General features: G+C 71.7%; 14 protein-coding genes. 4 read left to right on the forward strand and 10 right to left on the reverse strand.

Going from position 1 to position 16,872, the window contains the following annotated elements; all coding sequences use genetic code 11:
• Window positions 1-7 precede the first annotated feature (7 nt).
• The 5 genes from pstA to ACIA8F_RS37690 all read right to left on the reverse strand — a co-directional run bounded on the left by pstA (window position 8) and on the right by ACIA8F_RS37690 (window position 6,908).
• The gene (gene pstA, locus ACIA8F_RS37670; protein WP_399385547.1) at window positions 8-1,081 is read right to left on the reverse strand and encodes a phosphate ABC transporter permease PstA; all 1,074 of its coding nucleotides are present in this window, start codon (window positions 1,079-1,081) and stop codon (window positions 8-10) included.
• Window positions 1,081-2,070 carry a phosphate ABC transporter permease subunit PstC gene (pstC, locus tag ACIA8F_RS37675; protein WP_383953280.1) on the reverse strand — a complete coding sequence of 330 codons (990 nt, stop codon included), beginning with the start codon at window positions 2,068-2,070 and terminating at the stop codon, window positions 1,081-1,083. Before pstC ends, pstA begins: the two co-directional genes overlap by 1 nt.
• 133 nt (window positions 2,071-2,203) lie before the next feature.
• Window positions 2,204-3,340, reverse strand: a complete 1,137-nt coding sequence (gene pstS / locus ACIA8F_RS37680) for a phosphate ABC transporter substrate-binding protein PstS (RefSeq protein ID WP_399385548.1) — start codon at window positions 3,338-3,340, stop codon at window positions 2,204-2,206.
• Between the two features lie 300 nt (window positions 3,341-3,640).
• Window positions 3,641-4,597, reverse strand: a complete 957-nt coding sequence (locus ACIA8F_RS37685) for a CHAD domain-containing protein (RefSeq protein ID WP_399385549.1) — start codon at window positions 4,595-4,597, stop codon at window positions 3,641-3,643.
• Complete coding sequence (locus ACIA8F_RS37690) at window positions 4,578-6,908, reverse strand: RNA degradosome polyphosphate kinase (RefSeq protein WP_399385550.1); 2,331 nt, start codon at window positions 6,906-6,908, stop codon at window positions 4,578-4,580. Before ACIA8F_RS37690 ends, ACIA8F_RS37685 begins: the two co-directional genes overlap by 20 nt.
• A 461-nt stretch (window positions 6,909-7,369) precedes the next feature.
• Between ACIA8F_RS37690 and ACIA8F_RS37695 the strand changes: the two genes are divergently transcribed.
• Window positions 7,370-7,549, forward strand: a complete 180-nt coding sequence (locus ACIA8F_RS37695) for a hypothetical protein (protein WP_399385551.1) — start codon at window positions 7,370-7,372, stop codon at window positions 7,547-7,549.
• Between the two features lie 60 nt (window positions 7,550-7,609).
• Here ACIA8F_RS37695 and mshD read toward each other — a convergent pair whose 3' ends face one another.
• Complete coding sequence (mshD, locus tag ACIA8F_RS37700) at window positions 7,610-8,542, reverse strand: mycothiol synthase (RefSeq protein ID WP_399385552.1); 933 nt, start codon at window positions 8,540-8,542, stop codon at window positions 7,610-7,612.
• A gap of 182 nt (window positions 8,543-8,724) precedes the next feature.
• Between mshD and ACIA8F_RS37705 the strand changes: the two genes are divergently transcribed.
• Entirely contained in the window at window positions 8,725-10,548 is a 1,824-nt protein-coding gene (locus tag ACIA8F_RS37705) for a bifunctional metallophosphatase/5'-nucleotidase (protein ID WP_399385553.1), read from the forward strand.
• A gap of 70 nt (window positions 10,549-10,618) precedes the next feature.
• On the opposite strand, the gene ACIA8F_RS37710 is transcribed toward ACIA8F_RS37705, so the two are convergent.
• Window positions 10,619-11,398: an alpha/beta fold hydrolase gene (locus tag ACIA8F_RS37710; protein ID WP_399385555.1), complete on the reverse strand. Its 780-nt coding sequence runs from the start codon at window positions 11,396-11,398 to the stop codon at window positions 10,619-10,621.
• 154 nt (window positions 11,399-11,552) lie between these two features.
• Here ACIA8F_RS37710 and ACIA8F_RS37715 point away from each other — a divergent pair, with 154 nt between their 5' ends.
• A complete protein-coding gene (locus ACIA8F_RS37715; protein ID WP_399385557.1) occupies window positions 11,553-12,122 on the forward strand; it encodes a TetR/AcrR family transcriptional regulator in 570 nt (189 codons plus the stop codon).
• Between the two features lie 76 nt (window positions 12,123-12,198).
• On the forward strand, window positions 12,199-13,173 hold the full coding sequence (locus tag ACIA8F_RS37720; RefSeq protein WP_399385558.1) for a phosphatidylinositol-specific phospholipase C: 975 nt from the start codon (window positions 12,199-12,201) through the stop codon (window positions 13,171-13,173).
• Here the strand turns inward: ACIA8F_RS37720 and ACIA8F_RS37725 are convergent.
• The 3 genes from ACIA8F_RS37725 to ACIA8F_RS37735 all read right to left on the reverse strand — a co-directional run bounded on the left by ACIA8F_RS37725 (window position 13,153) and on the right by ACIA8F_RS37735 (window position 16,656).
• Window positions 13,153-14,616 (reverse strand): sensor histidine kinase, encoded by a 1,464-nt coding sequence (locus ACIA8F_RS37725; RefSeq protein WP_399385559.1) that lies wholly within the window; start codon window positions 14,614-14,616, stop codon window positions 13,153-13,155. The genes ACIA8F_RS37720 and ACIA8F_RS37725 overlap by 21 nt on opposite strands.
• Window positions 14,613-15,365: a response regulator transcription factor gene (locus tag ACIA8F_RS37730; RefSeq protein WP_399385560.1), complete on the reverse strand. Its 753-nt coding sequence runs from the start codon at window positions 15,363-15,365 to the stop codon at window positions 14,613-14,615. The genes ACIA8F_RS37725 and ACIA8F_RS37730 overlap by 4 nt, the downstream gene beginning before the upstream one ends.
• 64 nt (window positions 15,366-15,429) lie before the next feature.
• Window positions 15,430-16,656 carry a S1C family serine protease gene (locus ACIA8F_RS37735; RefSeq protein WP_399385561.1) on the reverse strand — a complete coding sequence of 409 codons (1,227 nt, stop codon included), beginning with the start codon at window positions 16,654-16,656 and terminating at the stop codon, window positions 15,430-15,432.
• Between the last annotated feature and the right edge of the window lie 216 nt (window positions 16,657-16,872).

The following is a 16,872-nucleotide window of genomic DNA, read 5'->3' on the forward strand; positions in this document are numbered from 1 at the left end:
GGTCGCGTCAGCGACCGGTCTTGGGGGCCTTCCAGCGGGCTATGCCGCGAGCCACCAGATTGAGGATCATGACGAAGGCGATCAGGACGAGGGCTGCGGCCCAGGCCCGGTCGTAGGAGGCTTCACTGCCGACCTTGTACTGCTCCCAGATGTAGAGGGGGAGCGAGGACTGGGCGCCTTCGAAGGGGTTGTTGTTGATCAGCTGGGTGCCGAAGACCAGCAGCATGATCGGGGCGGTCTCACCCGCGATGCGGGCCACGGCCAGCATCACGCCGGTGGCGATGCCGCCGATGGCCGTGGGGAGGACGACCTTGAGGATCACGCGCCACTTCGGCACGCCGAGGGCGAGCGCGGCCTCGCGCAGCTCGTTCGGGACGAGCTTGAGCATCTCCTCGGTGGAGCGGACCACGACGGGCATCATCAGGATCGACAGGGCCATGGAGCCGGCGAAGCCGGAGGGGCCGAAGCCGAGCATCAGGTTCCAGGTCGTCAGGATGAACAGACCCGCGACGATGGAGGGGATGCCGGTCATGACGTCGACGAAGAAGGTGACGGCCTTGGCGAGCGAGCCCTTGCCGTACTCGACCAGGTAGACGGCGGTCAGCAGGCCGATGGGGGCCGAGATCGCGGTGGCGAGGGCGACCTGCTCGATGGTGCCGAGGAGGGCGTGGTAGACGCCGCCGCCGGCCTCGAAGGAGGTCACGCCGTTCATCGAGTGGCCGAGGAAGTCCCCGTCGAGGACCTTCATGCCGCGGCTGATCGTCGTCCACAGCAGCGAGAGCAGCGGGACGAGGGCGAGGACGAAGCAGACCCAGACGACGGAGGTCGCGACCCGGTCCTTGGCCTGGCGGCGGTTCTCGACGATCGAGCTGGCCGTGTACGTGATGACCACGAAGAGGACGGCCGCGAGCAGACCCCACTGGATCTTGCTGTGCAGGTCGAAGAGGGCGCCGAGGGCGCAGCCGAGGGCGACCGAGAGGACGGCGATGCCGGCCGGGGCCCAGCGGGGCAGGTGGCCCTGCGTCAGGCTGCGGGGAGCGACGGACCGCGTGGGGCGCGGGTCCTGGAGTGCGTGGCTCATCAGGCGTTCGCCCCCGAGAAGTCCTTGCGACGGGCGATGATCAGCCGGGCGGCGCCGTTGACCAGCAGGGTGAGCAGGAAGAGCACGAGACCGGAGGCGATCAGGGCGTCGCGGCCGAACTCGTTGGCCTCGTCGAACTTCGCGGCGATGTTCTGCGCGAACGTGCCGCCGCCCGGGTCCAGGATGTGGCCGGAGATCAGGAAGCTCGGGGAGAGGACGGTCGCGACGGCCATGGTCTCGCCGAGCGCGCGGCCGAGGCCGAGCATCGAGGCGGAGATGACTCCGGAGCGGCCGAAGGGCAGGACCGACATGCGGATGACTTCCCAGCGGGTCGCGCCGAGGGCCAGTGCGGCCTCCTCGTTCATGCGCGGGACCTGGAGGAAGACCTCGCGGCTGACGCTGGTCACGATCGGCAGGATCATGATCGCGAGCAGGATGCCGACGGTGAAGAGGGAGCGGGCGACGCCGACCTGGGTCTTGTCGAAGACGTAGGTCCAGCCCATGTACTCGTCGAGCCACATGTTCAGGCCGCCGAGGTACGGGACGAGGAAGAGGGCGCCCCAGATGCCGTAGATGATCGACGGCACGGCGGCCAGCAGGTCGACCACGTAGGCGAGGGGCGCGGCCAGCTTGCGCGGCGCGTAGTGCGAGATGAACAGGGCGATGCCGACGGCGATCGGAACCGCGATGAGCATCGCGATGATCGAGCTGACGACGGTGCCGAAGAGCAGGACGGCGATGCCGAAGACGGGCGGGTTGGCCGACGCGTTCCAGTCGAACGTGGTGAGGAAGTTGCCCTCGTTGTCGGCCAGGGCGATCGAAGCGCGGTAGGTGAGGAAGACGGCGATCGACGCCATGATCACCAGGAGCAGGATGCCGGAGCCCTTGGAGAGGCCCGCGAAGATCTTGTCACCGGCGCGGCCGGTGGACCTTCCGCTCTTGGAGACAGGCGGAGCCGTGTCTATCTGGGTGGGTGTGGTGGAAGCCATGATCTTTCCGGTCTGGATGGGGGGCAGGCCCCCTGGCGGCGGTGCACCGGATCCCCTGGGTGGAGGGGAGGGTCCCCGGGGCCGGTCCGCTCCCCGGACGGGGGGAGCGGACCGGAGGTCCCGGGGGTCTGTGTTACTTCAGCTTCGCGATGACTTCGCGGACCTTGGCGTTGATCTCGGCCGGGATCGGCGCGTAGCCGTTGTCGAGCAGGATCTTCTGGCCCGCGTCGGAAGCGGTGTAGTTCAGGAAGGACTTCACGGCCGGGAGGGTCTCGGCCTTGTTGCCCTTGTCGCAGACGACCTCGTAGGTCACCAGGACGATCGGGTAGGCGCCCTCGGCCTTGGTGGCGTAGTCGAGCTTCAGCGCCAGGTCGTCGCCGGTGCCGGAGATCTTGGCGGCGGCGATGGCCTTGGAGGCGTTCTCGCCGGTGGCCTTGACCGGGGTGGAGGCGCCGGTGGCGACGTCCACGGTCTTGATGCTCTGCGAGGAGGCGTAGGAGAGCTCGAAGTAGCCGATCGCACCGTCGACGGCCTTGACCTGCGAGGCGACACCGGCGGAGCCGGAGGCGGCCTGGCCACCCGGGGCCGGCCACTTCTTCGCGGCCTCGTACGTCCAGGCCTCGGGAGCGGCGGCCTTGAAGTACTTGCCGAGGTTCTCGGTGGTGCCCGAGTCCTCGGAGCGGTGGAACGCCTGGATCGCGGTGGCGGGAAGGGTGACGCCCGGGTTCAGCTTCTTGATCGCCTCGTCGTCCCACTTCTTGATCTTGTCGTTGAAGATCGCGGCGAGGGTGGGGGCGTCCAGCGTCAGCTTGTCCACGCCGGCGACGTTGAAGCCGATGGCGATGGGGCCGCCGACCATCGGCAGGTCGATGCCCTGACCGCCGGTGCAGATCTTCTTCGACTCCTCGACGGCCTCGGGCTTCAGCGCGGAGTCCGAGCCGGCGAAGCCGACGGTGCCCTGGTTGAAGGCGACGATGCCCTCACCGGAGGAGGAGGACTTGTAGTTGACCTCGATGCCGGGGCAGGCGGCCATGTACGCCTTGACCCACAGGTCGACGGCGTTCTTCTGCGCGGAGGAGCCCGAGGCGAGGAGCTTGCCCTTGGCGTCGTCACACTTGATGTCACCCGCTGCGACGGTGGGCTTGCCCGAGGCGCCGGCGTCGGTCTTGGTGTTGTCGTCCGAGCCGCACGCCGTGAGGACCAGGGCGCCGGACACGACGAGCGCCCCGAGGGCGGAGGCACGAAGCATGTTCTTGCGCTGAAGCTTCACTTTCGGGTGTTTCCTTCCAGAAGCCGCCGGCCGCTTTCTGTATCGGGGCGGCGTGCGAAGAGGACTACGTCGGTTGCCCGGAGGAATCGTCCGCGTTCGCGGCGACTCGCCCTTGCGTCTACGAAGTTAGGCAGATCAGGTGAAGCGGCCGACCGGGGTAAGTGAACGGACGGTGAACCGTGGCGGACGGGGTGGTGTGTCCGGGCGGCTCTGGCCCCCGGCGTCATCTCCTGTTATCCCGCCGTTACCGATGCGTGACCGTCCTGGGGGAGTCCGGCGCCCCTGCCGGGGCCGCCGGACTCAGACCCCGGCGTGGCTGGAATCCGCTGGTTGCCACAGGTGCTGGAACGTGGCGCGGGAGGCTTCCACCTCGTGGCGCTGGTCGGCGTGCAGGACGCCCAGGGCGTACGCCGTCGCCGGGGCGATGCGGGGGGTGCGGGCCGCCGTGGCCGAGGCGGCGGCGGCCTCCGCGGCGTCCCGGTGGCGGGTCAGGGCCTCGCCCGCGACCGTCAGGCGGGCCACGTCGCCGCCCAGGGCCTCCTGGGCGTAGCGGTGGACGCGCAGCAGGCGGCGCACCTCGTTCCAGGAGCTGTCGTGGTCCGCGTCGTACGGGTGCGAGGGCGAGGGGGCCGGGAGGGAGTGCACCGCCGTGGACAGGCGGGAATGAGCCACTTCGGCCAGGGGGACCAGGACCTCGCCGACCGGGCCGCGGGCCGCCACCGGGTCCAGCGGGACCTCCGAGGCCAGGACCGCCACGGCGTCCGCGACCGCGTGGAAGCGGGAGGAGCCGAGCGCCTGCAGGGTCGCGGAGTGGGCGCGGGTGCGGGCCAGGGTGAGCTGGCGCTCAAGGAGGGCGCCCGCGCGGGCGGAGCCCACGGTCAGCGAGCCCGCCGTACCCCGGGGCGCCGGCACCTCGGGGCTCCCCGACAGCCGCTGCAGGGCGTCCATCAGCCGCAGCAGCCGGGCCGCGTACGCGTGCTCGTCGGCCAGGGTCCCCGAGAGCCACACCAGCTCGGTGCGCAGCGAGTCCGCCCAGGAGGAATCGGCCACCGCCCTGAACGTGGACAGGGAGCAGGAGATCCGGCGCGCAGCCCCCCGCAGGCTGCGCGCCGCCTCGCTGCCCTCGGCGGTGCCGCCCGCTGCGCCCTCCTCGTGCAGGCGCAGGCCCCGCAGGAATGCGGTGGCCTGCGCACGCAGGTACGTACCGAGCACGGTGCCTGCCGTCGTCGCGGTCAGGTCATGGTTTGGCTGAGCCACGCCGGCGCCTCCGGGCGTCAATGAGCATCTCCTGAACGTGCCGCAGCGGCTGGCCCTCGCCGTCCGTGCTGTGCCGGGTCCACTCGCCGTCCGGGCCCAGGTGCCAGGAGCTGGTTTCGTCGGACATCCCGGTGGCCAGCAGCCGGTCCAGTGCCGCGCGGTGGGCCGGGTCGGCGACCCTGACCAGTGCCTCGATGCGGCGGTCGAGGTTGCGGTGCATCATGTCGGCGCTGCCTATGTACACCTCGGGTTCGCCGCCGTTGCCGAAGGCGAAGACCCGGGAGTGCTCCAGGAAGCGGCCGAGGATCGAGCGGACCCGGATGTTGTCCGAGAGCCCGGGGACACCGGGGCGGATCGCGCAGATGCCGCGGACCCAGATGTCGATGGGCACGCCCGCCTGCGAGGCCCGGTAGAGGGAGTCGATCAGTGCCTCGTCGACGATGGAGTTCATCTTGAGGCGGACGTACGCGGGGCGGCCCGCCTTGTGGTGGGCGGCCTCCTTGTCGATCCGGGAGATCAGGCCGTCGCGCAGCGAGCGCGGGGCCACCAGCAGGCGGCGGTAGGTCTCGCGGCGCGAGTAGCCGGACAGCCGGTTGAAGAGGTCGGAGAGGTCCGCGCCGACCTGCGGGTCGGCGGTGAGCAGGCCGAGGTCCTCGTAGAGCCGTGCCGTCTTGGGGTGGTAGTTGCCGGTGCCGACGTGGGAGTAGCGGCGCAGCGTGTCGCCCTCCTGGCGGACGACGAGCGACAGCTTGCAGTGGGTCTTGAGGCCGACGAGGCCGTAGACGACGTGGCAGCCGGACTCTTCGAGCTTGCGGGCCCACTTGATGTTGGCCTGCTCGTCGAAGCGGGCCTTGATCTCGACGAGTACGAGGACCTGCTTGCCGGATTCGGCGGCGTCGATCAGGGCATCCACGATCGGGGAGTCGCCTGAGGTCCGGTACAGCGTCTGCTTGATCGCGAGGACGTCCGGGTCGGCGGCGGCCTGCTCCAGGAAGGCCTGCACCGAGGTGGAGAAGGAGTCGTACGGGTGGTGCAGGAGGACGTCGCGTTCGCGCAGCGCCGCGAAGATGTCGGGGGCGGAGGCGGACTCCACCTCGGCGAGGTCGCGGTGCGTGCCGGCGACGAACTTCTTGTACTTCAGCTCCGGGCGGTCCAGGGAGGCGATCCCGAAGAGGGCGGTGAGGTCCAGGGGGCCGGGGAGCGGGTACACCTCGGACGGGTTGACCTTCAGCTCCTGCACGAGCAGGTCCAGGACCCCGGGGTCGATGGACTCCTCGACCTCCAGGCGCACCGGCGGGCCGAAGCGGCGCCGCATGAGCTCCTTCTCCAGGGCCTGGAGGAGGTTCTCGGCGTCGTCCTCCTCGACTTCGAGGTCCTCGTTGCGGGTCACGCGGAACATGTGGTGCGCGAGCACCTCCATGCCGGGGAACAGCTCCTCCAGGTGCGCGGCGATGACGTCCTCCAGCGGGACGTAGCGCTGCGGGGAGGCCTCCAGGAAGCGGGAGAGGAGCGGGGGGACCTTGACCCGGGCGAAGTGGCGGTGGCCGCTGACGGGATTGCGTACGACCACGGCCAGGTTCAGGGACAGGCCGGAGATGTACGGGAACGGGTGCGCGGGGTCCACGGCCAGCGGGGTGAGCACCGGGAAGATCTGGTTGCGGAACAGGGTGAAGAGGCGCGCCTGCTCCTTCTCGGTGAGGTCGGGCCACCGGATGAGGTGGACGCCTTCCTCGGCGAGCTGCGGGGAGATGTCCTGCTGGAAGCAGGCGGCGTGGCGGGCCATGAGCTCGCGCGAGCGGGTCCAGATGAGGTCGAGGACCTCACGGGGCTGCAGGCCTGAGGCCGAACGGGTGGCGACGCCGGTCGCGATGCGGCGCTTGAGGCCGGCCACGCGGACCATGAAGAACTCGTCGAGGTTGCTGGCGAAGATCGCCAGGAAGTTCGCGCGCTCCAGGAGGGGCGTGGCGGGGTCCTCGGCGAGCTCCAGGACGCGCTCGTTGAAGGCGAGCCAGCTGCGCTCCCGGTCGAGGAAGCGGCCCGGGGGCAGCTCGCCGTTGTCCTTCTCGTCGTAGGCGTCCAGATCCGCGTCGAGATCCGGTTCCAGGTCGACGTGCGGGCGGTGGGCGGCTATGGACCCCAGGCGGGCGTGCGCACCGGTGGCCGCGCGTGCGGCGACCGCCTCGGGCGTGGCGGCGCGGGCGGCCGCGGCGGCGGAGACGTCGGCGGCCGAGGGCGCGGACGGGGACGCGAACTTGTTCGGCGGCTGCTGGGTGGGAACCTCGGTGGGGGCTGCGCTGGGCTTGTGGCTCATGACTCCATTCTTCCGCGCACGCGGGAGGACAGGCGCGTCGGACGGGTCTGCCGTCAGTCGGAGTCGGGGCTGCATGCGATCAGCTTCGCGACCGCGCATTAATGCCCGGTGAATGGCGTATGGCTTCCAGGGTCCGGGCGGGGGTCGTCTGGTGACGACCGGGAACGGGGGAGCGTGGCTGCGCCTGCGGGGCCGGGCAGCTGCCGTCCGTGCCGGGGCTGGGGCCAGGGCCGGGGGGTGCGGCCGGGCCGGGGGGCGCGCGCGTGGCCCCGGGGCCTGCGGCCTGCGGCCTGCGGCCCGTGGCCCGGGGCCTGCGGCCTGCGGCCTGCGGCGGCGTCGTGCCTGCGGGTGCGTGGGGGCGCCGGCCCGTGGCCCGGGAACCGGGGCCTGCGGCCTGCGGCGGCGCAGTGCCTGCGGGTGCGTGGGGGCGGGGGGTGTTCTAGCGTCGGGAGGAGAGACGGATGTCCTGCCGAGCCGGTTCGGTAAAGGAGCCGAAGGGCGGCGCGGTTCCGGCGGCCGTCCGTGCGGCGTGCTGCATCGCGGTGACCGGGGCCCAGGACGAATGCGTGAGCGGACTGACGCAGGGCAGCGCCGTCACCAAGGCGACCGCGGTGACCGCCTGCAAGGCCGGCGCCGAGTAGGGCCTGACGAGGGCCGAGGAGTGGCGCGGGCGGCCCCGGGTGTCGGGGCCGCTCCGCCGGTCAGCTCTCCGTGCGGTACATCAGGTCCACCTCGTGGGTGGAGAAGCCGAGGCCCTCGTACACGGCCAGGGCCGCCGGGTTGTCGGCGTCCACGTAGAGCATCGCCGTGGGCAGGCCGGCCGCGGCCAGGTGGCGCAGGCCGACCGCGGTGAGGGCCTTGCCGAGGCCGCCGCCCTGTGCGCCGGGGCGCACCCCGAGCACGTAGACCTCGCCCAGCTGCTGCTCGGCGTGCACCTTCGTCCAGTGGAAGCCGATCAGTTCGCCGTCGCGCTCGGCGAGGAAGAAGCCCTTGGCGTCGAACCAGGGCTGCGCGATACGGTCGTTGAGGTCCCGCTGGGTGAGCGAGCCCTGCTCGGGGTGGTGGGCGAAGGCCGCCGCGTTGAGGGCCAGCCAGGCGGCGTCGTCGGAGCCGGGCACGAAGGTGCGTACGGTCACGCCGGGGGGCAGGACCGCCTCGGGGAGGGGAGCGGCGTCCGGGCCGAGCGGGCGGCGGAGCTGGCGCAGTTCGCGGAACAGGGTCAGGCCGAGCACCTGCGCGAGGTGGCGGGCCGCTGACTTGCCGCCGTGCGCCCAGACCCGGATCCGCTTGCCGGAGGCGGCCAGCAGGGCGGTGCCCAGGGCCCGGCCGTGTCCGCGGCCGCGCAGCGCGGGGTGGACGACGAGCTCGGCGGCGGGGGCCTCCACCGGGTCGGTGTCCTCCAGTTGCCCGTACGCGGTGAGCCGTCCGTCGGCGGTGAGGAGGAAGTGGCGGATCCCCTCGCGCGCTCCGCCGCGCAGCTGGAGCCGGCCCTGCTCGGACACGGCGGTGGTGCCGTCGGTGCGGGCCGCGTCCTCGATCAGGGTGAGAACGGCGTCGGCCTGTTCGTCCGTCAGTTCGTCGAGGGTCTGGATCTGCCGTCCCGGCTCCAGGACCACTGCTGCGTCGTCAGTCATGGAACCGAGCCTACGACCCCTGCGGGGGACAGCCGTGCGGGCGGCCCCGGGGGCCCCGCCGACGGGCCTTCTTCTCCTGCGTGTAACCAGCTCGATACCCGGTACCCCCTGTCGCGCTACGCGCGTTGACCCTAGGCTTCGGCAGACTTCGTACGTGTATCGCTGTCCACAAAGGGGACCAAATGTCAGCGACGCCACAACGGCACCGCCGAACCCGCCGGTTGGCCCTCACCGCCCTCGCCGTGGCCACGGCCGGCGGTGCGATGATCGCCGCCGCCCTTCCGGCCGGAGCCGCGAGTGGTAACGGTGGAGGCCACGACCACGGCCGCACCGTAGACGTCCAGATGCTGTCGTTCAACGACCTCCACGGCACCCTGGAGCCCCCGCAGGGCTCCTCGGGCACGGTGTCCGAGCTGCAGGCCGACGGCACCACCAAGGCCATACCCGCGGGCGGTGTCGAGTACCTCGCCACCGGTCTGCGCGAGGCCCGCAAGGGCCACAAGTACTCCGTCACCGCCGCGGCCGGCGACATGATCGGCGCCAGCCCGATGGTGTCCGGCCTCTTCCACGACGAGCCGACCATCGAGGCGCTCAACGACCTCGACCTGGACGTGACCAGCGTCGGGAACCACGAGTTCGACGAGGGCAAGACCGAGCTGCGCCGCATGCAGTACGGCGGCTGCCACCCGGTCGAGGGCTGCTTCGAGTACGGCAAGGAGTTCGGCGGCGCCGACTTCAAGTACCTCGCCGCGAACGTGGTGGACGAGAAGACCAAGCGTCCGATGATGAACCCCACCTTCATCTGGAAGAAGGGGGACGTGAAGATCGGCTTCATCGGCGTCACCCTGGAGGGCACGCCGGACGTCGTGACGGCCGACGGGGTCAAGGGCCTCAAGTTCGGCGACGAGGTCGAGACGATCAACAAGTACGCCAACGAGCTGAACAAGCAGGGCGTGAAGTCGATCGTGGCGCTGATCCACGAGGGCGGCCTGCCCGCGAGCGGCGCGTACAACTACGACTGCAACGTCCCGGGCGCGGGCGCCGGCATCTCCGGGGCCATCGTCGACATCGCGAAGAACGTCTCGCCGAAGGTCGACGCCCTGGTCACCGGTCACACGCACCAGGCGTACGCCTGCAACATCCCCGACCCGGCGGGCAACCCGCGCACGGTCACCTCGGCCGCCTCCTACGGCCGGCTGTTCACGGACACCACCCTGCGGTACGACCGCAAGACCAAGGACATCGTGCGTACGCCGGTCTCCTCCCCGCTGGTGGTCCAGAAGCCCGTCAACCGGGACCAGCCCAAGGCCCCGGACCTGACCGCGCTCATCCAGCGCTGGAACGCGCTGGCCGCGCCGGTCGCGAACCGTCCCATGGGCTACATCTCGGCCGACATCGCCGGCCGCGGCTCGGCGGAGTTCGAGAAGCCGCTCGGTGACGTGATCGCCGACGCGCAGCTGGAGGCCCTGGCCCCGGCGGCCAAGGGCGGCGCCCAGCTCGCCGTCATGAACCCGGGCGGCATCCGCGCGGACCTGGCCTACAAGGCCGCCGGCGCCGAGGGCGACGGGGTGGTGACGTACGGGGAGTCCTACACGGTTCAGCCGTTCACCAACATGATGAACGTCGTCGACCTCACCGGCGCCCAGCTGATCACCATGCTCCAGCAGCAGGTCAGCGGCCCGGTCAACGGTCCGAACCCGAAGGTCCTGCAGATCTCCAAGGGCTTCTCCTACACCCTGGACACCACGAAGGCGGGCGCCGACCGCATCGTCGTGGCCTCGGTGAAGCTGAACGGTGCGCCCCTCGACCCCGCCGCGACCTACCGGGTCGCGATGAACGAGTTCCTCGCGGGCGGCGGTGACGGTTTCACCGTCCTGAAGGAGCACAAGAACAAGCTGGTCGGTGCGTCCGACCTGGACGTCTTCAACGCCTACCTGACCGCGCACTCCTCGGCGGCCGCACCGCTGGCCCCGCCGGCGGCGGACCGGATCACGGTCGTCAAGTAACACCTGCTCCGGGAGGGGCGGTGGGCCATCGGCCTGCCGCCCCTTCGGCGTTCTCGGGCCCGTACGTCTGCTAGAGCCCGGCGAGGAAGGTCCGGACGGTGCCGTGGAAGCCCTCCGGGTCGGTGAACGGCAGGAAGTGGTCGCCGTCCAGCGGTGCGTACGAGGTCCCGGGCCGCTTGGTGACCATCGCGTCGGCCTGTGCCTGCGGGAGCGAGGCGCTGCGGGTGCCGTGGATCAGCAGCGCCGGGCAGCTGCTCGAGAGCCAGGCGGCCCAGTGGTCGCCGCGGCAGGCCTCGACGGAGTCGAGCATGTCCTGCGGGTGGAACGGCAGCCGCCAGCCCCCGTCGGGGAGCGGGCGCAGGGCCTGGGCGACGAACTGGGAGCCCACCGGCCCGGCCGCGGCGAGGAGTTCCTCGCGGGTGGGCGCGGTGTAGCTCATCGTCCGGAGGAACTGCGTCCACGCGCCGTCCGCGGGGTGGATCTCCAGGGCGGACTCCGCGTCGATGAGCACCGAGATCCGGTCGGGGTGGGCGGCGGCCAGGTGGACGGCGTTGAGCCCGCCGAGGGAGTAGCCGAGCAGGGCGACGGGGGCGTCCAGGCCGAGGTGGTCGAGGAGCGCGACGGCGTCGGACACGTAGCCGGCGCGGCTGTAGTCGGCGGCCCGGTCGGAGTCCCCGTGGCCGCGCTGGTCGGGGGCGATGATCCGCCAGTCCTCGCCCAGGGCCTCGGCGAGGCCGGCGAAGGCGAGGCCTTCCGACATGCCCCCGTGCAGCGCGAGCAGGGGGCGGCCGGGGCCGCCGAAGTCCAGGTACGACAGCGTGCGGCCTTCGATGGTCAGCGTGTGGCGCATGGTTCCGCTCTCCCCTGTTCGTCCTGCGGTGACGTGCGGCCCGCGGTGACGGTGTCCCCGCGGTGCATGCTCCGAGCCTGCCAGGATTTGGGCAAGCGCGCAATACGAATGTCTTGGGCACTTGCCCAACACGCTGCGCGGCTACGATCCCGGCATGGGAAATCGCGAGGACCTGCTGGCCGGAGCGCGCCGCTGCCTGGAGGAGAAGGGCTACCTGCGCACGACCGTGCGCGACATCGCCTCGGCGTCGAAGGTGAGCATGGCCGCGATCGGCTACCACTTCGGCTCGCGCGAGGCCCTGCTGAACCTCGCCCTCTTCGCCGCCATGGACGAGTGGGCCGCCGGGTCCGGGCGCCTCACCGGCCAGGGGGACACCTCCGAGGAGCGCTACGCCGACACCTGGGACCGCAAGATCCGCGACTTCGGCGACATGCGCTGGCTCTGGATCGCCAACGTCGAGGCCTTCGTCCACGCGCAGTCCTCGCCCGAACTGCTCGCGATCCTCGCCGAGGGGCAGCGCCGGTCCCGGCGGATGGTGGCCGCCCAGTTGCGCGGAGTCTCCGTCGAGGAGGTCGCGGAGGAGGACGTACGGAGCCTCGGATCGGTGCACATCGCGCTGCTGACCGGGGTCATGGTGCAGTGCCTGACCGACCCGGAACACGCGCCGGACGGCCGGTCCCTCGCCCAAGGGCTGCGCCTGATGGCGGAGTTGCTCGAAAACTGATCCCTACCCGTGGGTAGCAATGGGTGGCTCCGCACGCCATAATCCGGGCCACCACTGGGTCGGCAAAGGGGCGGGCATGGGCGTGGGCACGGGCGTGGGCGCAGGCACGGATACGGGCGCGGTTACGGGCGCGGGTACGGGTGCCGGTACGAGCGCGGGCACGGGTGCGGGGCTGCGGCGGCGCAGATTCCTGGCGGGGGCCGGGGCGGCCGTCCTGGGCGCCGCGGGCGCCGTCGCCGGGCTCGGGGCGGCGCCGGCCGCCGCCGCGGGACTCTCCACCCAGGACTGGATGAGCGGGCTCGGCGACTCCACCGCCCTCCAGCGGATGACCATCCCTGGCACCCACGACTCGGGCGCCACCCGGGGCGGGCTCTACGTCGCCTGCCAGAACACCTCCATCGCCGACCAGCTCGGCTCCGGGATCCGCTTCCTCGACGTCCGCTGCCGGGTGACCGGCGGATCCTTCGCGATCCACCACGGCGCGTACTACCAGAACCTGATGTTCGGCGACGTGCTCGCGGCCTGCTGGAACTTCCTCGCCGCGCACCCCTCCGAGACCGTGCTGATGCGGCTCAAGCAGGAGTACTCCGAGGAGAGCGACGCCACCTTCCGCGCCGTCTACGACGACTACCTGAACAACCGGGGCTGGAGCCCGCTGTTCAAGGTCGCCGACTCGCTGCCCACCCTCGGACAGGTCCGCGGGAAGGTGCTGCTGCTCCCCGACAACGGCGGTCTGCCCGGCGGCCTGCGGTACGGCGACGGCAACGTCTTCGACATTCAGGACGACTACATGGCCGAGCCCTTCGCCAAACGGGGCAAGATCGAGAACCAGTTCCGCAAGGCCGTCCAGCAGCCCGGGAAGTTCTTCATGAACTACACCAGCACGGCCGCGGCCCTGCCGCCCCGCTGGAACTCCGACCGCCTCAACCCCCAGGTGCACGCCTTCGTCGACGGCTCGGAGCTGGCCGGCCGGACCGGGCTCGGGATCGTCCCGATGGACTTCCCCAACACCCGCTCCGGCCTGGTCGCCTCACTGATCCGGCACAACTGACGTCTGCGCCTGCGTCTGTGTCTGCCCCGGCGGCGGAGTCGGCGCGCCCGGGATGCTGAGCACCGCCTCGGTGCCCGGGCCGCCGTCCGCCGGGGCGCGCAGGGCGGCCGTGCCGCCGGCGCGCTGCACCGTACGGGCCACGATGGACAGGCCGAGGCCGCTGCCGGGCAGGGCCCGGGCCGACGGGGAGCGCCAGAAGCGCTCGAAGACGTGCGGGAGGTCCTCGGCCGGGATGCCCGGGCCGCGGTCCCGTACGGTCAGCGCGCCCGCGCGCAGCGACACCGTGACCGAACCGCCCGGCGGGCTGAACTTCACCGCGTTGTCCAGGACGTTGACCACCGCGCGCTCCAGGGCCGCCGCCTCGCCGCGTACGTACCAGGGCGCCAGGTCCGAGTCGAACTCCAGCTCCGGACCGCGCAGTCGGGCCCGGGACAGGGCCGTGCCCGCGATCTCGTGCAGGGCCACCACGCCGAGCGGGCCGGGGGCGGCCGCGTCCGGGCGGGACAGTTCCTGCAAGTCGCCGATCAGCGAGGCCAGTTCCGTCATCTGCGCCTTCACCGAGGCGAGCAGCTCCTTGCGGTCCTCCGGCGGGATGGCCCGGCCGGTCTCCTCGCTGCGCGCCAGCAGTTCGATGTTGGTGCGCAGCGAGGTGAGCGGGGTGCGCAGCTCGTGCCCGGCGTCGGCGATCAGCTGGGCCTGGCGTTCCTGGGAGGAGGCGAGCGCGGCCGTCATGGAGTTGAAGGACCGCGACAGGCGGGCGATCTCGTCGTCGCCCTCGTCGGGGATCCGGACGGTGAGGTCCTCGGTGCGGGCGATGTGCTCGACGGCGCCGGTCAGCTCGTCGACCGGGCGCAGGCCCGTGCGGGCCACCCAGAGGCCGGCGACGCCTGCGCCGAGGATGCCGACGGCGGAGACGAACAGGAGCACCCAGGCCAGGGTGGACAGCGGTTCGGTGATGTCGGAGAGGGGCTTGGCCACCGAGATCGCGGCGATGGAGTTCTGTGCCGCCGGCCCGGCGGACAGCTCCACGGGCTGCGTGTAGACGCGCACGGGCGTGCCGTCCGTGGTCTTGCCGTCGTACAGGGTCGCGCCGCGGAGCCCCTTGGCCACGTCGAGGTCGTAGTCGGTGACGGGAAGGGTGTTCTTCCCGTCGACCCAGCAGCGGCCGCCCGCGGGCAGCACGATCTGGACCTGCGCGCTCAGGTTGTTCTCGAAGGGGCCGGGCACCTTGTCCTGGCAGCCGAGCCGGTTCAGCGTCTGGCTCGCCTGGGCCCGGGCGTTGGTGGAGCGCAGGGAACTGTTCAGCTGGTCGTTGAGCTGGGTGCGGACCATGAACCAGCTCACGCAGGCGACCGCCGCGACGGCCAGCGCCACGGCGACGGTGACCAGCAGGGCCAGCCGCGAACGCAGCGGCAGCCCGCGGAATCTGGCGGAGGGGCTCACTCCGGACCGCCGGGGTGGTCGCCGGCTCCGGCGGCGCGCAGCACGTAGCCCACCCCTCGTACGGTGTGGACCAGGCGTGGCTCGCCCCCGGCCTCGGTCTTGCGGCGCAGGTACATCACGTACACGTCCAGGGAGTTGGAACTGGGCTCGAAGTCGAAGCCCCATACGGTCTTGAGGATCTGCTCGCGGGTCAGGACCTGGCGCGGGTGCGCGAGGAACATCTCCAGCAGGGTGAACTCGGTACGGGTCAGCTCCACCGGGCGCCCGCCGCGGGTGACCTCGCGGGTGGCGAGGTCCATGCGCAGGTCGCCGAAGGTCAGCGCGTCGGCGTCCCCGGGGCCGCCGTCCCCGGGGGCGGGGGCGGCGTAGGAGCTGCGGCGCAGCAGGGCGCGGACCCGGGCGAAGAGCTCGTCCAGCTCGAACGGCTTGACCAGGTAGTCGTCGGCGCCCGCGTCGAGGCCGGTGACGCGGTCGCCGACCGTGTCGCGGGCGGTCAGCATCAGGACCGGCGTGGTGCTGCCGGCGGCGCGCAGCCGGCGGGCGGCGGTCAGCCCGTCCATCCGCGGCATCTGGATGTCCAGGATGATCAGGTCGGGGGCGTACGAGTCCGCCTTGTCGAGGGCGTCGAGCCCGTCGACGGCGGTCTGCGTGCCGTACCCCTCGAAGGCCAGGCTGCGGCGCAGGGCCTCGCGTACGGCCGGTTCGTCGTCGACGACGAGGATGCGCTGCTGGTCGCCTTCGGCGCTCATACGGGGTCCCCCCAGGTGGTGGTCGGTCTCCTACCAGGCTCGCACGGGCCGGCTGGAAGTCGGGCTAGAAGGAGGTCCCGAACCCGTTCGCGGTGTTGCCGGTGTTGTTGTCGGCGCTGTTCCCGGTGCCGCCGGGGCCGCCCTTGCGGAGCGAGGGGAGGTCGGACTTGATGGTGTTGACCGGGATGGCGAAGCCGAGGCCGACGCTGCCCGCGGAGCCGCTGCCGCTGGAGGGGGAGTAGATCGCGGAGGGCATGCCCACGATCTCGCCGTTCATGTTGACGAGGGCGCCGCCGGAGTTGCCGGGGTTGAGGGAGGCGTCCGTCTGGATGGCCTTGTACGAGGTGGTGTCCGTGCCGGTGTTCCCGTTGAACTGCTGACCGCCGTAGGAGAACGGGAAGCCGTCCTCGGGGGACTGCTGCTTCTGCTCCGACTTCGGGACGTTCACCTCGCGGTTGAGCGCGGAGACGATGCCGCTGGTGACCGTGCCGGTGAGGCGGTCGGGGGAGCCGATGGCGACGACCTCGTCGCCGACCTTGATGCTGTCGGAGTTGCCGAGGCTCGCGGGCTTGAGGCCGCTCGCGCCCTCCAGCTTGATGAGGGCGAGGTCCTTGTCCGGGTCGGTGCCGACGATCTTCGCGCTGTACTTCTTGCCGTCGCTCATCGTCACCTGGATCTGGCTCGCGCCGTCGATCACGTGGTTGTTGGTGACGATCTCGCCGTCGGCGGTGATCACGATGCCGGAGCCGGTGCCCTGGCCGGAGCCCGTGCGGGTGTCGATGCGGACGACGGAGGGGCTGACGTTCTCGGCGACGCCGGAGACGGTGCCGTTGCTCGACTGGGAGATGGTGCTGCCGTTGACGCCGGAGCCGGTGCCGTTGGTCTTGTTCAGCATCTGCTGGACCGCGGCGGCCGTTCCGCCGCCGACGACGGCGGCCGCGAGGGCCACGGCGGCGAGGAGGGCGACCGGGCGCTTGGCACGGGCGCGGCCGTGTCCCTGCGGGGCGGGTGCCGCGGGGGCGGCCTCGCCCCAGGTGGCCCAGCCGCCGTTGCCGCCGCCGCTGCCGGTGCTCTGGGGGACGGTCTCGCCCTGGATGACCGGGGGAGTGTGGGCCTCGTGCCAGCCCGGTGCCGGGGCGGCCGGGGGGTAGGACGGCGGCGGCGGGTACGCGGCCGCGGCGTCCTGGGCGAGCCGGTCACGACCGCGCTGCCAGTCCTCGCCCCAGGGGGCGGGCTGCTGGGGGCGGTTTTCCTGGGGGTACTCGCCTTCGCGGCGGAGGTTCTCGGTCATGACTACGACTCTGTCCGCCGATCATGAGAGCTTCCTGAGTCCCCGCTGAGAAGCCCGACAGAACCGTGTATGCCCGATATAAGGCCGGGCGGGCGTGGTGGTCCCGCGTGCGGGTGGGTGGGCCCTGCGGGGCTGTCCCCTACCCGCCCTTCCACCGTTCCCCGGGCTCCGCCCGGACCCGTTCCCGGGGGCCAGCCCCCGGACCCCCGCTCCTCA

It is taken from the genome of Streptomyces sp. NPDC051563, assembly GCF_044454225.1.
Taxonomy (GTDB): Bacteria; Actinomycetota; Actinomycetes; order Streptomycetales; family Streptomycetaceae; genus Streptomyces.

Bases quoted from the DNA above. Each gene is read 5' to 3' on its own strand.
- ACIA8F_RS37730 (WP_399385560.1), bottom strand. From the start codon at position 15,365: ATGAGCGCCGAAGGCGACCAGCAGCGCATCCTCGTCGTCGACGACGAA.
- ACIA8F_RS37695 (WP_399385551.1), top strand. From the start codon at position 7,370: ATGTCCTGCCGAGCCGGTTCGGTAAAGGAGCCGAAGGGCGGCGCGGTT.
- ACIA8F_RS37735 (WP_399385561.1), bottom strand. From the start codon at position 16,656: ATGACCGAGAACCTCCGCCGCGAAGGCGAGTACCCCCAGGAAAACCGC.
- ACIA8F_RS37715 (WP_399385557.1), top strand. From the start codon at position 11,553: ATGGGAAATCGCGAGGACCTGCTGGCCGGAGCGCGCCGCTGCCTGGAG.
- ACIA8F_RS37705 (WP_399385553.1), top strand. From the start codon at position 8,725: ATGTCAGCGACGCCACAACGGCACCGCCGAACCCGCCGGTTGGCCCTC.
- ACIA8F_RS37690 (WP_399385550.1), bottom strand. From the start codon at position 6,908: ATGAGCCACAAGCCCAGCGCAGCCCCCACCGAGGTTCCCACCCAGCAG.
- ACIA8F_RS37720 (WP_399385558.1), top strand. From the start codon at position 12,199: ATGGGCGTGGGCACGGGCGTGGGCGCAGGCACGGATACGGGCGCGGTT.
- ACIA8F_RS37710 (WP_399385555.1), bottom strand. From the start codon at position 11,398: ATGCGCCACACGCTGACCATCGAAGGCCGCACGCTGTCGTACCTGGAC.
- pstC (WP_383953280.1), bottom strand. From the start codon at position 2,070: ATGGCTTCCACCACACCCACCCAGATAGACACGGCTCCGCCTGTCTCC.
- pstA (WP_399385547.1), bottom strand. From the start codon at position 1,081: ATGAGCCACGCACTCCAGGACCCGCGCCCCACGCGGTCCGTCGCTCCC.
- mshD (WP_399385552.1), bottom strand. From the start codon at position 8,542: ATGACTGACGACGCAGCAGTGGTCCTGGAGCCGGGACGGCAGATCCAG.